Source organism: uncultured Hymenobacter sp. (assembly GCF_964243305.1).
In the GTDB taxonomy this organism is placed as follows: Bacteria; Bacteroidota; Bacteroidia; order Cytophagales; family Hymenobacteraceae; genus Hymenobacter.
The window spans coordinates 152,432-166,789 of the sequence record NZ_CAXTEF010000003.1 but is presented as its reverse complement, the minus strand read 5'-3'; the positions used below and the strand labels follow the sequence as shown (position 1 = coordinate 166,789).

General features: G+C 62.4%; 10 protein-coding genes. 8 read left to right on the top strand and 2 right to left on the bottom strand.

Annotated features, from left to right (window positions below; all coding sequences use genetic code 11):
* Nucleotides 1–3 precede the first annotated feature (3 nt).
* On the bottom strand, nt 4–1,626 hold the full coding sequence (locus ACFE70_RS03560) for a hypothetical protein (protein ID WP_375416338.1): 1,623 nt from the start codon (nt 1,624–1,626) through the stop codon (nt 4–6).
* A 230-nt stretch (nt 1,627–1,856) separates the two neighbouring features.
* On the opposite strand from ACFE70_RS03560, the gene ACFE70_RS03555 reads away from it, so the two are divergent.
* The 4 genes from ACFE70_RS03555 (at nt 1,857) to ACFE70_RS03540 (ending at nt 7,434) form a co-directional block, all read left to right on the top strand.
* Complete coding sequence (locus ACFE70_RS03555; protein ID WP_375416337.1) at nt 1,857–2,861, top strand: glycosyltransferase family 2 protein; 1,005 nt, start codon at nt 1,857–1,859, stop codon at nt 2,859–2,861.
* A 70-nt stretch (nt 2,862–2,931) separates the two neighbouring features.
* Nucleotides 2,932–4,281 carry a hypothetical protein gene (locus ACFE70_RS03550; RefSeq protein WP_375416336.1) on the top strand — a complete coding sequence of 450 codons (1,350 nt, stop codon included), beginning with the start codon at nt 2,932–2,934 and terminating at the stop codon, nt 4,279–4,281.
* 114 nt (nt 4,282–4,395) lie between these two features.
* Nucleotides 4,396–5,697 carry a hypothetical protein gene (locus tag ACFE70_RS03545; RefSeq protein WP_375416335.1) on the top strand — a complete coding sequence of 434 codons (1,302 nt, stop codon included), beginning with the start codon at nt 4,396–4,398 and terminating at the stop codon, nt 5,695–5,697.
* 396 nt (nt 5,698–6,093) lie between these two features.
* A complete protein-coding gene (locus tag ACFE70_RS03540) occupies nt 6,094–7,434 on the top strand; it encodes a hypothetical protein (RefSeq protein WP_375416334.1) in 1,341 nt (446 codons plus the stop codon).
* A 51-nt stretch (nt 7,435–7,485) separates the two neighbouring features.
* Here ACFE70_RS03540 and ACFE70_RS03535 read toward each other — a convergent pair whose 3' ends face one another.
* A complete protein-coding gene (locus tag ACFE70_RS03535) occupies nt 7,486–9,420 on the bottom strand; it encodes a hypothetical protein (protein WP_375416333.1) in 1,935 nt (644 codons plus the stop codon).
* Between the two features lie 424 nt (nt 9,421–9,844).
* On the opposite strand from ACFE70_RS03535, the gene ACFE70_RS03530 reads away from it, so the two are divergent.
* The 4 genes from ACFE70_RS03530 (at nt 9,845) to rfbB (ending at nt 14,258) form a co-directional block, all read left to right on the top strand.
* Nucleotides 9,845–10,477 (top strand): acyltransferase, encoded by a 633-nt coding sequence (locus tag ACFE70_RS03530; RefSeq protein WP_375416332.1) that lies wholly within the window; start codon nt 9,845–9,847, stop codon nt 10,475–10,477.
* A gap of 24 nt (nt 10,478–10,501) precedes the next feature.
* Complete coding sequence (locus tag ACFE70_RS03525; RefSeq protein ID WP_375416331.1) at nt 10,502–11,797, top strand: nucleotide sugar dehydrogenase; 1,296 nt, start codon at nt 10,502–10,504, stop codon at nt 11,795–11,797.
* A gap of 180 nt (nt 11,798–11,977) precedes the next feature.
* Nucleotides 11,978–13,009: a UDP-glucose 4-epimerase GalE gene (galE, locus tag ACFE70_RS03520; RefSeq protein ID WP_375416330.1), complete on the top strand. Its 1,032-nt coding sequence runs from the start codon at nt 11,978–11,980 to the stop codon at nt 13,007–13,009.
* Between the two features lie 196 nt (nt 13,010–13,205).
* Nucleotides 13,206–14,258, top strand: a complete 1,053-nt coding sequence (gene rfbB / locus ACFE70_RS03515; protein WP_375416329.1) for a dTDP-glucose 4,6-dehydratase — start codon at nt 13,206–13,208, stop codon at nt 14,256–14,258.
* The last annotated feature ends 100 nt before the right edge of the window (nt 14,259–14,358 follow it).

Below are 14,358 nucleotides of genomic sequence, written 5' to 3'. Positions count from 1 at the left end.
GATTTACCACGCTGCTTGTTCAAGATGGCGCCGCCGCAACACGACCACGGCCGACTGGTGGAGCACCGGGGCAAAAGCTTCGGCTAGCGCGGTTGGCTCCGCCGTCAGGCGCTGGTAGGTGTCGGGCTTCATAATCAGATAGTCCAGGCTATCGGCCGACATGTACTTAACCAAGCCGGCCACGTTCATGTCATACCGATAGTGTAGCGTCGTGCGGCCCCGACGGTCAAAGTACACGAGCGAAATATTCGACGAGTAGTCATCGAGCACCAGCACCTGCGCCTGGGCCGGCACCCCCGCTTGCTGGAGCAAGGCCGCCCCGCCCCGCATCCAGCGGTGGGTGTAGCCATCGCTCAGCGTCGGATAGTTATCGCTCATGCGGCTGGCAAAGTGACCGAAGCTGGCGTGGGTCAGGTAGCCGGCCAGTAGCAACAGTCCCCCAGTCAAAGCCGGCCGGCCCCAGCCAGCTCGGCCTGGATAGCTGGAACTGGGGGGCGGCACCAGCAGCAGCACGGCTAGCAGCAGCACTAGCACCACGGGCGGCAGAAACGAGCAGATAGCGTAGTAGTCGTGCACGGCCAGCAGCGAGCCCATCAGCTGATAGAATAGCCAGGCAACCGCCAGCGACGCCAGCACCAGTAAAGTCAGGAACCGGAAGTGCTGCCAGGCCCGGCGGGCCCGTGCCAGGCACACTAGCACCGCGGCCAGCAGCACGTAGTACTGGGAAGGGAGCAGGTACTCATAGCGCCAGCCGCCTTCTTTGGCCTTATAAACACGCATATATTCATGCCACGTAATTACGCCCTCAGCCGGCATCGCGGCGGCCAGAAACTGGTGCGACTGGTAGGTGGTGTTGAGTTGGAGATTGTGCAGGTAAAAGCCAATGAGGAGCGCGGCGCCTACCCCTAGCGTAAGCAGCAGCCGCACCCGGTCGCGCGGGGTGAGGCGGTCGGGCTCTAAAAAAACATAGAGCAGCGTAATGCCGGATACGGCCATTAGGTGCAGGCCGCTAGTGGTTTTGACGAGGGCGGCCAGCACCAAAATCAGCAGGGCCCGCTGCAAATCAGCAAAGCGCGCCGACTGATCAAAAAAGCGCAGCCAGTAGTAATAGCCTACCAGGGTGAGCGAAAAGCTGAATGGGTCAGGCAGCGCGCTGGCTGCGTAAAAGGTGAAAGTGGGCGACGCCAGCAGAAATGCGCCCGGCAGCAGGCCCGCCGCGAAGCTGCCGGTACGCTCAAACACCAGCCGGAATAAATACCAGAGTCCCACCACGTTCATGGTCACGTCGAGCACCCGAAAGGCCGTCACAATATGGCTTCGCCCCGCCACCAGCCCGCCGAGAGCCGCCAAATAAGGTTGCAGGGGAAACTCAACCCCCGTGATGCCGCCAATGGATTGCAGCGAGGAGGTACGCGGATGCCAGAAGTCAAACCCGAAATCGTAGAAGTTCAGGGCCAGCGCCAGCCGGTCAGTCTGCGCCCACACGTGCGTGCCTTCGGGGAGGCTGCTCAGGTAGGGTCCGAAAAGCAACGCCCCCAGCACCACGAACAAGCCCGCCGCTGCCGCGTGATAGGGCCGGGTTAGCTGCGGCAGCCGCCCCGAAATAGCCGTGGTAAATACAGACAAAATAACCGGATGGGTAAGCGGAAAACTCCGCAAAAGTAGCGGATTCGCCGGGAATGCTAAAGTGGCGCTGCGCGGCACATTCTGCGGGCGCCTACCTTTACGCAGGTAAAGCGCTTGACTAGACTACTGGACTAATCACGAGTCTGAGCGGGATGCCAGCGAAGCCGGCTCGCCGCTTGCCGGGCTTCGGCCCTCACTTCATGTGCTCATCATTCTCACCTGCCATCCGCGTGGAGCTATCTGTTATCATTCCCATCTACAACGAAGAAGCTAACATCGATGCCCTGTATGCGCGGCTGCGCGGCGTGATGGACATGATGCGGGTGAGCTACGAATTCATCTTCGTCAATGACGGCTCGCGCGACCAATCCCTACCCCTGCTCCGGGCCCTGGCCGCCCGCGACGAGCACGTGCGCTACCTGGATTTTAGCCGCAACTTCGGCCACCAGATTGCCGTCACCGCTGGCCTCGACCAAGCGCAGGGCGCGGCCATCGTCATTATTGACGCCGACTTGCAGGACCCACCGGAGCTGATTGTTGACCTCTACGCCCGGTTCCGGCAGGGCTACGACGTGGTATATGCCAAGCGCCGCTCGCGGCAGGGCGAGAGCCAGGCCAAGAAGTTCACGGCCAAGGCCTTCTACCGAATTCTGGCCAATATCACCCGCATTTCAATCCCCGTCGATACCGGCGACTTTCGCATCATCTCGCGGCGCGTGCTGCTGGCGCTGCGCCAGATGCCCGAGCAGCACAAGTTCCTGCGCGGCCAGATTGCCTGGGTCGGTTACCGCCAGACCTTCGTCGAATACGACCGCTCCGAGCGGGCCGGCGGCGAAACCGGCTACACCTACCGCAAGATGCTCAGCTTCGCCCTCGATGGCATCACGGGCTTCTCCGATACACCCCTTAAGGCCGCCACGCTCATGGGCTTCGCCGTGTCGGGCGTGGCTTTTCTGCTGATGGTCTACACGCTGTATTCGCGCCTGGCCCGCCACGACTATGAGCCTGGCTGGGCCTCTTTAATGATGAGCATTCTGTTTCTGGGCGGCGTGCAGCTTATCGCTGTGGGTGTCATCGGCGAATACATTGCCCGCCTCAGTGCCAACGTGCGGCAGCGCCCACTCTATATCATCGCCGAAACTGACCACGGCCCGCAGGATTTTGGCGTCGCGCCCGCGCCGCCGGTGCCTGCCGCCGCCGTCACGGCGCCCGAAGTTCGGCCAGCAGGTCGTTAGAATCACTGCCCCTAACTAGCCCACTTATCTGACGGCAGCTGGGTTGCAGCCTCGTTATTTTTCTCCCTCCATGACCACGTACTCTCTACGCCAGCAAGCCGCCCTCACCGTCCTGCTCTTTGGGATGTTGCTGCTGCTGGTGCCGCGCGCCGGCCACGGCGGTGATGTGCACTATTGGTACACTTGGGCCTGCTACATCTTCGACTACGGCCTGGGCAACGTCTACCAAGTGCCCGACAACAACTACAACCCGCTCTACCACTACATCTTGTGGGCGTTTGGCAAGCTGGCAGGCAGCAAGGAAAGAATCGACCACTATCGCCACTGGCTCAAGGCCTTCACGCTGGTGTTCGATTTTGCGGGCGCGTTTTGGGCGGCCTCACTGGTGGGGGAGCGCGAGCGGCGCTTTGGGCTGGTGCTGGTGCTGCTCTTCAACATCGGCTACTTGTACAATACGCTCATCTGGGAGCAGGTCGATGCCATCTACACCTTCTTCGCCTTTGGGGCGGTAGTCTTGGCCGTGCAGCAGCGCAGCGTGGCCAGCTTACTGTGCTTTGTGTTGGCCCTGGCGGCCAAAACGCAGGCCATAATCTTCTTGCCGCCGCTGCTCCTGCTCTGGGCCCCGCAGTGGTGGCGCCGGCCTAGCCGGTTGCTACTGGGGGGGGTAGGGAGTGCCGCGCTGCTCGCGCTGCTGCTGGCGCCCTTCATCTGGTTCGGCTACGACAACTACGTGCCGCGCATCGTCGCTATCAACTTGGGCGCCACCGAGGTCTATCCCGTCGTGTTCATGGGCGCCTTCAACTTCTGGTGTCTGCTGCCCACCCACCTAAGCCTGGACCTCTCTGACGCCACCGTGGTCGCGGGACTGAGTTACCGGGGCTGGGGGCTGGGGCTGTTCTGCGGCAGTTCGGCGCTGGCCCTGCTGCCGCTGCTGCTGGCCACCGCCCGCCAGCTGCGCGCCGGCCCGCGCGCGGCAGTGGCTCCGTTTCCTACCCCCCTCCCCCCGCCCGCCCTTCCGGCGACTGACCTCGCTCCTGACCTGGCGCTGACCTTGCTCAGCTGCGGGCTGATTCCGCTCTTGTTCTGCTTCTTCAACACCCAGATGCACGAGCGCTACTGGCACGCGGCCATCCTGTTTCTGGCTGCCTACGCCTTCCTGCGCCGCGACTACCTGCCCTATGGTCTGGCTTCTGCCGCTTATTTTCTCAACCTGGAAGGAGTGCTGCGCTACCTGAATCTGCTCAAGTATACTTCCTTCTTTCTGAGACCTTGGTTCAGCGCGGCCTTATTTGCCCTCACCATCATTATCTGCCTGGTGAAGCTCTACCGCCTGGCGACCCTGCGCGCCGCTCGGCAAGGCCGCCAGCTGGGCGCCGCGCCCAAGAGTGCCGAGAGCAGTTCGTGGCCCGTACCGGCTTAGCCTTTGAGGCGCGCTGCAACCTCTGGCCGGCGCGGTGAGTCAGACAGGCACCTCAAGCCTTGAAGCTGCTGCCTGCCGCGCGCCAGCCGACTTATTCTTCCTCCTCTGTATCGTATGGCTACTCTCTCGCGCCGTCAGCAGGCTGCGTGCCTCGCGCTGCTATTTGGGCTGCTGCTGTTCCTGCTCCCGGCCACCGGCTACGACGCTCCATTCTGGATTACCTGGACCAGCTACGGGTTTCAGCACGGGCTGAGCCGCGTTTATGAGGTGCCCGACAACAACTACAACCCGCTGTATCACTACGTATTGTGGACGTATGGACAGCTGGCCGGCAGCCTGCCGGCCATTGCGCGCTATCATTATCTGCTTAAGGGCTTCACGCTGATTTTTGATTTTGCGGGCGCGGTTTGGGCAGCGTCACTGGTGGCCGAAAAAGACCGCCATTTAGGGTTGACGCTGCTCCTGCTCCTCAATGTTGGCTACTTGTACAATACCCTGATTTGGGGCCAGGTCGACGCCATCTACACGTTTTTTGTGTTCGGGGCGGTGGTCTTGGCCGTGCAGCAGCGCAGCGTGGCTAGCGTGCTGTGCTTCGTGCTGGCCTTGGCCACCAAAACCCAAGCGGTCATTTTCCTGCCCCCCCTACTCTTGCTGTGGCTGCTGCTCTGGCGGCGGCCGGCGCAATTGCTGTGGGCGGCAGGCGCGGGGGCTGGGCTGGGGCTGCTGCTGCTGGCTCCCTTTAGCTGGGCCGGGACGTACAATTCCCTGCCGCGCATCATCGCCATTAACGTTGGCGCGGCCGAGCGCTACCCGCAGGTAGGGATGAATGCCTACAACTTCTGGCATTTGCTAGTGCCCAGCCGGCTCAGCTTTGTTGATACGCTGCCCTTTGCCGGGCTGAGTTACCGGGGCTGGGGACTGGGGCTGTTCTGCGGCAGTTCGGCGCTGGCCCTGCTGCCGCTGCTGCTGGCCACCGCCCGCCAGCTGCGCGCCGGCCCGCGCGCGGCAGTGGCTCCGTTTCCTACCCCCCTCCCCCCGCCCGCCCTTCCGGCGACTGACCTCGCTCCTGACCTGGCGCTGACCTTGCTCAGCTGCGGGCTGATTCCGCTCTTGTTCTGCTTCTTCAACACCCAGATGCACGAGCGCTACTGGCACGCGGCCATCCTGTTTCTGGCTGCCTACGCCTTCCTGCGCCGCGACTACCTGCCCTATGGTCTGGCTTCTGCCGCTTATTTTCTCAACCTGGAGAATACCATGCGCTTTATTGGGGTCCTGGCCCACAATTCTATCTTTTTTAAATCGTGGTTCGCCGCTGTCTTGTTTGCCCTGGTCATTATTATTGGGCTGGTGAAGCTTTACCGGCTGGCAGCATGGCGCGCCGACTGGCATCTGCTCCAGTCGGCGCGGCGCGGCTAATTCCCTACCCTTTGCATGACTACCAACCGCCGTTTGAATTACCTCTATTCCGTGCTGTTGGCACTGGGGCTACCTCTCGCGCAAAAACGAGTTTGCCGACACCGAGCAGCGCCACCGCAAAATCGCTTTCACCAACGACGCCTGGGAAGTCGGTATCATATGGCCCGGCCCCCACTGAGCAGCCACGATAACGCAAACCTGAGTTGTGCGGCGCGGGCCGCGGCTAGCCCCCGGCAGAAAATGGGCGTAATTCAACTCAACTGCGCCGATGCGCCACGCGCCTCGAAACGCTGTTTCGCGTTATAGCTTCGGGCGTACTTTAGCCGACTATTTTGAGGTTATAGCAATCTAATGAAACGCCCGGCCGGAGTTGGCCGGCTAAGCAGGGGGTAGGAAATGATGCGTGCGGCCGTAAGAATTTTGATCATCACGCTGGCGTTGCTCCGGCTGCCCGGCCCGGTAGCCACGGCTCAAACGCTGGCCGCATCCGCCCAAAATTCCCTGCCCCTCTCCGATTCGCTGACGCGCCATTTCCTGGCTCGCGCCATGACCATTCAGGACCATAGTGGCCTCAAGCCCGCCGAGTGGCGCGCGTTCACCACCTGGGCCGGGGCCGCCGGTACCCGCTTCGCTGGGCGGGTAGGCGGCTTCTGGTACACGCCCGAGAGCCCCACCCAGGAGCAGGCCGTGTATGACAGCTTGCGCCGTCACGTGGCCGAGCTGCACCACGCCCAGCCAAGCATGGTGGTGCAGGGCGCCATCTTCGAAATTCTCTGGCCTCACGTCAGCAACCTGCTAGTGCCGAATGCTTTGCGAGTAGAGGTGGGCGAGGACACGCTGGCCGTGCCCCGGCGCAACTTCCGCTTCGCCGACATGATGTATCCGGGCTATTTCAGCCCTGTCGATTCGGGCCATGTCCGCTGGGATAGCCGCCCGCCCGGCCAGGCCCCTGGCATGCCGGATATGAGCCGGCCCGAAACCCAGCTCTGGTTCTATCACTGCGCCCGCCGCCAACTCGATGCGGGCATTGAGGCCCTGCACTTCGGCCAGGTCATGCTCATGAACCGCCGCGACGCCGGCCACCGTGGCTGGTGGCAACTGCTGCAACGCGTGCGTGCCTACGCTCGCACCCGCAACCGGGGCTTCGTGCTCTGCGACGCTCACACTCACGGCGAATTCTACGATCCCGACCCGGCTCATCCGCTCCCGGATTCGCTGCGCCAGCTGCTTTTCGACTTCCACGCTTACCCGCTGCGCGCCGCCGAGCTGGACACGGTGCGGGCCGGCACCCACGGCGCCCGCCTCGAAATTGCCGAGAACAAGGGCCCAACCGATGCCATCTACCGCCTCAGCCGGGGCGGCCGGGCGCCGGGTGGCTGGCTCGTGCGCCAGCAGCCCGCGCTGGTCGAGCTGGACAACTGGGGCCCGGCCGCCCGGCCGGGCCAGCCGGGGCAGTGGCCCTGGCTCTGGGGGCTGGACGAGATTTCGTGGTTTGCCACCCAGCCCTCCACTTACCGCGACCTGTGGCTCGTGTACGCCGTGGCCTGGCTCCGGCAGCTCGACCCTAATACCTACCTCGAAATGCCCGGCCTGCGCGGCGTGACCCTGCCAGCGCCTACCCCCGGCTGGCTCTACCGGGCCGACACAGCCGGGCAGGGCGCCGTCATCCCCGCCATCTGGGCCGGCCAGACCGAGGAGCAAGCTCGCCGCCTGCTGCTGATTGGGCCAGTGCAATAGAGGGGGAGTGGGTAGGGAATTACTGACCTTCTGAATTTTAGGCCTCATTCTTCATTTCCTACCCTTGGGAAACCATTCGTACAGCGACCAATTGCCTTGGTGACTTATTCGGCGCAGGTGCTGCTCGCGGATGAAGTCTGGGGCACGCTCGAAGGCGGCTCGCCCCTCGGGGCGGTCCTTGAGTTGGTCGCGGTAGTAGTTGTTGCGGCCGTCGTAGTAGGCCGAATCCAGGAAAACGAGAATGGGGCGCTGGTCGAGGCGGGCGAGCAGGGCGGGGTCGGGGCCGCCGGGCCGGAAAATAGCGTATAGCTGCTGGGCCTGCAAGCGAATGGCGCGGGTGGCCTTGTGCGACATCAGGGGCAGGCCCGTGGCCATCGAGAGCTGATACGTGGTGTTGCAATGCGGGTCGTCGGGGTCGACGTTCAGCTCCGCGCCGCCCTCGGGCTCGGTGCCGACGTGGAAGTAGGGCAGGGGCAAAATGGCTTGGTAGCGGCTCTTCTCGGCCCAGCCTACTAGCTGCTGCGCGGGACTGGCGGCCACCGCCGAGGCCGCCAACAGATTGGGTCGCTGCGTGGCCGTGCGGAAGTGCCGCGCGGCATTCAAGGTATCAACTATCAGCAGCGCACTCAGCGCCAGCAGCGCCCAGCGCAGGCCCCGCAGGTGTCGCCAGCGCGCCGCATACCAGCCGAAGCCCAGCACCAGGGCCCACCAGAACGGCCAGATAAACCGCCCCAGCGCCCGAAACTGTGTGATGCGCTCCGTGATTTTGCGCAGCCAGCGAAACACATTCAGGTAGTTGTGTACCACGTAGCCACTGTTGTCCAGCTCAATATTTTCGCCCAGCGCGATGAAGGCGAGCGGCAAGCTGGCCAGCAGCAAGTATTTCAGAAACTGCGCCTGCTCATCGGCCACAGCGGCTGGCAGGCGAGCCGCCGCAGGCAGGCGCCCCACTAGCAGCAGCCCCGCCACCAGCAGCAGCCCAAACAGCACGAAACTCGTCAGGTAAGCCGATGACTCATAGGGCACCTGTCCCATGCGCTCGAAGGGAAAGCGGATTTTATTATAGACATAGCCCTGAAAGAGCCCTGTGAACTGAAACCGCCACTCAATCCAGTCGTAGCCACTGCTGCCCACGGGCCGCTCGGCGTAGCGCGGGTCGAGCCAGCGCAGCGGGCCCCAGGTCAGGGCCAGGCTGGCCAGCAGCGTGGCGCCCGTGCCCACTACCAGTCCGCGCCAGGGCCGGCCGGCCCGCCTGCTCTCATAAAGCAGCCCCACCACGAAAAAACCCAGCGTGCCGCCCAGCAGCGGCAAATAGTAGAAGTGCAGCCACGACGACGCCACAATCCCTACCCCCAGCCAGCCAAACTGCCGGCCCAGCGGCGCATTCAGGCGCCAGGCGGCGTGCAGGTGCTGTAAGCGCCAGATTACAAACAAGATAGCCGGTGTGTAGGCCAGGCTCATGTGCCCCACGTTGAGGCGGATGGTTTGCGGGCCCAGCCAGGGCAGGGCCACGGCCAGCAGCACCGTCAGGGCCGTCGGCACCGCCAGCCGCCGCAGAATCAGCACCAGCAGCCAGGTACTGATCAACAAATTGCTGAGAATAAATAAGTCGTAGAGATACAATCCATACGGTGCCAGCGCCGGCACCAGTTGCACGAGCCAGTGCAGCGGCGCCACCAGCAGCGGCGTGCTGTCGGTGTAGTACATGTACTCGCCAAACGGGTAGTTGTGCCCGCGCACCAGCATCCCGTCGCCCAGCGGCTGCCGCAGAAAAGAGGCGATGGAGAAGTAGCTCTTGATGCCGTCGTACTGGTCAATTATCAGATATTGGCCCGGATGGAAAAGCAGCTTGGCGTAGGTGAAGCCCAGCAGCAGCGCCTGCGCCAGTAGGGCCAGTAGCCGCGCCGGCCCGCGGCGGGCGGGCGCGGCGGCGGTTTCGGGTGCGGCCAGCGTTGGGGCGGCGAAGGAGGGTAGGGAGCTATTCATGCAAATGACAAAACCGGGGACGGCGGGCAGCCAGCAGGGGGGTAGGACCCGGCCCGGTGCGACGCGATGGCGGACAGTAGGGGCGGGAGGCGCGCCCCGCCCGTCGTTGAACAGGAATCAGGGCGGCGCGGCGGCCGGGCGGGGGCGCGCCCCGCGCCCTACCCGATTCCGCTTTAGCTTGCCGCCCCATTCCCGCCTGGCTCGCCAATGTTGCCTCAATTACCCTATCGAAATACTCATGTTTGAATTCGGCTTCGCGCTCCAGCCGCAGGTAGTTTTCGGGCGAAACGCAGGCGGGCAGGCCCATGAGTAAGTTAAAAAAGGCGGGTTAGAGGTTCCCAAAAATACAACCCTACCCCCCTGCTTTCTGCCCAACGCCCTACCCCGCCTTACCTTTGCCGGCTGAACCCCGCTGCTTACCCCCGTGGCCGAGCCCAACGCTGCCGACTTCTACGCCCACCCCACCGCCATCCTCGATGAGGGCTGCCGCGTGGGCGCCGGCTCCCGCATCTGGCACTTCTGCCACCTGAGCGCGGGCTGCGAGCTGGGCGAAAACTGCTCCTTAGGCCAGAACGTATTCGTGGCCGGCGGCGTGCGGTTGGGGCGCAACGTGAAGGTGCAGAACAACGTGAGCCTCTACGATGGCGTGGTTTGTGCGGACGACGTGTTCATCGGCCCCTCAGCTGTGTTTACGAACGTGAAAAATCCGCGCAGCGCGGTGCCCCGCCGCGGTGAAGGCCACTACTTAGCCACTTTCCTGGCGCGCGGCGTCAGCATTGGGGCCAATGCAACTATTGTGTGCGGCGTGCAGCTGGGGCGCTACGCCTTTGTGGGGGCGGGCAGCGTGGTGACCAGGGACGTACCGGATTTTGCCTTGGTGTACGGCGCCCCCGCCCAGCAACGCGGCTGGATAAGTGCCTACGGTGAGAAGTTGCACTTCGACCAGAGCGGTTTCGCCCGCTGCCCCGCGACTGGCGACGCTTATGAGTTAGACCACACCACTAATACAGTTTATTCGGAAGACTATTCGGCAAACGGCCACTTTGCCAAAAAATAATACTTACAGCAACAACCAGTAGACGTGTACGACGAATTAATCCGCAAAGAGGCCACGCTGGCCGTCATCGGCCTTGGCTACGTAGGCCTGCCTATTGCCCTTGAGTTTGCCCGCCATCTCAAGGTTATCGGTTTCGATATCAACGCCCAGCGCATCGACCAGATGCGCCAGGGCATCGACCCCAGCGGCGAGCTGGAGGCGCAGGACTTTGAGGGCTGCGACATCACCTTCACCGACTCGCTCGACGTGCTGCGCCAGGCCACGTTCTTTATCGTGGCCGTTCCTACCCCCATCGACGAGCACGCCCAACCCGATTTGAAGCCTCTGCTTGGCGCCTCCACCAGCGTGGGCAAAGTTCTGAAAAAAGGCGATTACGTGGTGTTTGAGAGCACCGTCTACCCCGGCTGCACCGAGGAAGACTGCATTCCGGTGCTCGAGAAGCTCTCGGGTCTGAAATTTCAGGCGGACTTCAAGGTGGGCTATTCGCCCGAGCGCATTAACCCCGGCGACAAGGAGCACACGCTGGCGACGATTGTGAAAGTAGTGGCTGGCTGCGACGCCGAAAGCCTCGACATCATCGCCAAGCTCTACGAGCTGGTGGTGCGCGCCGGCGTGCACCGGGCCAGCTCGATTCAGGTGGCGGAGGCGGCCAAAATCATCGAAAACACCCAGCGCGACGTCAACATCGCCCTGATGAATGAGCTGTCGATGATTTTCGACCGCATGAACATCAATACCTACGAGGTGCTGGAAGCGGCCGGCACGAAGTGGAACTTCCTGCGCTTCTCGCCCGGCCTGGTAGGCGGCCACTGCATCGGCGTCGACCCGTACTACCTGACGTACAAGGCGAAAGAGCTGGGCTACGACGCGAAAGTTATCCTGAGTGGCCGCACCACGAATGATAATATGGGCGCCTACATCGCCCGCAAAACCGTGCAGATGATGATTCGGCAGGGCAAGGACGTGGCCAAGAGCAGGGTGCTGGTGATGGGCGCCACGTTCAAGGAAAACGTGGAGGACATCCGCAATTCCAAGGTGGCTGATGTGATTCAGGAATTAAAAAACTTTAGCGTCAACGTCGACATCGTGGACCCGCACGCTGATTCCGACGAGCTGCATCACGAGTACGGCTTCCGCCTCACCGCGCCCGCCGAGGTACGCGAGGATTATGACGCCGTGATTGTGGCCGTCAGCCACGAAGCCTACGTGCGCAAGGACGAAGCGTATTTTCAATCGATTACCGGCGAGAAATCCGTGCTCGTTGATATCAAGGGCCTCTACCGCGGCAAGGTGCGCGAGATGCAGTACTGGAGCCTGTAGAACGAATACAATCTGAAATCCCTAACCCCCATTCGTCATGCTCATCTGGCGTCCGCCTGCGAAGCATCTTATCAGGTTAGAACGAGGCAGTAACCAACTGATTAGTGCTCGTTCTCTGGTGATAAGATGCTTCCTTCGTCAGCATGACGAATGGGGGGTAGGGAATCTAAAACTTCTAATATGACCGAACAACGTACCAAAATCCTCGTAACCGGCGGCGCCGGCTACATTGGCTCCCACGCCGTGGTCGAGCTGTATCAGGCCGGCTTTCAGCCGATTATTGCCGATGACTTCAGCAACTCGCAGCAGTCGGCGCTGGCCGGCGTGCGCGAAATCCTGGGCGTGGAAACGCCCTTCTACGAGCTTGACGTGGCCGACGAGGCGGCGTTGCGGCGGGTGTTTGAGGCCGAAAAAGACCTGCAAGGCGTCATTCACTTCGCCGCCTCCAAAGCCGTAGGCGAGTCGGTGGCCAAGCCGCTGCACTACTACCGCAACAACCTGGGTTCGCTGCTAAGCCTGCTCACGGTGATGGGCAGTTTTCAGGTCAACAACCTGGTTTTCTCCTCGTCCTGCACCGTGTACGGCGTGCCCGACGCGCTGCCGGTGACGGAGGCGACGCCGACCAAGAAGGCCAACTCGCCCTACGGCAACACCAAGCAGATTTGCGAGGACATTCTCACTGATGTCGTGCACGCTCCCGGCGGCACCTTGCGCACCATTCTGCTGCGCTACTTCAACCCGATTGGCGCGCACGAGTCGGCCAAAATCGGCGAGCTGCCCCTGGGCGTACCGCAGAACCTAGTGCCCTTCGTGACGCAGACCGCTGCCGGTATCCGCGAGCAGCTCACCATCTACGGCGACACCTACGATACGCCCGATGGCACCAACATCCGCGACTACATCCACGTCGTGGACCTGGCCAAGGGCCACGTCGTGGCCGTGCAGCGCCTGCTGGCGGGCGAGAGCGACAATGTGGAAACTTTCAACCTGGGCACCGGCCGCGGCAACTCGGTGCTGGAAGTGGTGCAGACCTTTGAGAAAGCCAGCGGCCAGAAGCTCAACTACCGCATCGGCGAGCCGCGCCCCGGCGACGTGCCCGCCATCTACGCCGACGTGACCAAGGCCACTGAGGTGCTGGGCTTCACGACGGAAACCTCGCTGGAGGACTCGCTGGCCAGCGCCTGGAAGTGGCAGCAGGCCTTGGGGAAATAGGAGGGGGTAGGGAATATAAAGAACTCATGCAGAACGCAAAGAGCCGGTCATGCAGAGCACAGCGGAGTGAAGCATCTCGCGGGCAGCAGTAGTCCAACTGTTAGTAGCCGTTGATTACTTACGCGAGCGAGATGCTTCACTCCACTGCGCTGTGCTCGGCATGACCGGCTCTTTGCGCAGATATTACATAAGCACTATGAAAATTCTCATCACCGGCGGCGCCGGCTTCATCGGCTCGCACGTCGTGCGCCTCTTCGTCCAGAAATACCCCAACTACCAGATTCTCAACCTTGACGCGCTGACCTATGCCGGCAACCTGGAAAACCTGCGCGACATTGAAAACGCGCCGAACTACCGCTTCGTCAAGGGCGATATTGCCGACCAGGCGTTTGTCGACGAGCTGTTTGCCAAAGAAGAGCCCGACGCCGTGATTCACCTCGCCGCCGAAAGCCACGTTGACCGCTCCATCACCGACCCGCTGGCGTTTGTGCGCACCAACGTGCTGGGCACGGTACACCTGCTGAACGCGGCCAAGAACCTGTGGAAGCCGGATGGCTATGAGGGCCATACCTTCTACCACGTCAGCACTGATGAAGTGTACGGCTCGCTGGATTTCGGGCCCGAGATGTTCACCGAAGAAACGGCCTACGACCCCCGCTCGCCATATTCAGCTTCCAAAGCCAGCTCCGACCATTTCGTGCGCGCCTGGCACCATACCTACGGCCTGCCCGTCAAGCTCTCGAACTGCTCGAACAACTACGGGCCCAACCACTTCCCGGAGAAGCTGATTCCGCTCGCCATTCACCGCCTGCGCACCGGGCAGCCGGTGCCGGTCTACGGCAAGGGCGAGAACGTGCGCGACTGGCTCTTCGTGAAAGACCACGCCACGGCCATCGACGCCGTGTTCCACCAGGGCAAGCTCGGCGACACCTACAACATCGGCGGCGTGAACGAGTGGCAGAACCTGAAGCTGATTCAGCTGCTCTGCGATGTGGTGGACGAGAAAACCGGCCAGCCCACCGGCACCTCCCGCAAGCTCATCACCTTCGTCACCGACCGCGCCGGCCACGACATGCGCTACGCCATCGACTCCTCGAAAATCATGAGCGAGCTGGGCTGGAAGCCGAGCGTAACCTTCGAGCAGGGTTTGGCGCAAACCGTGGATTGGTATCTGGCCAATGAAGAATGGCTTGCTAGCGTGACCAGCGGGGCGTATCAGGAATATAATTTAAAGCAGTACGGTGCGTAGGGGCGGGGCTTGCCCCCGCCCGGCGCCTGAACGACACCTATTACCTGACACCCAACCGGCGCGAGTGCCGGGCGGGGGCAAGCCCCGCACCCTACCCCCC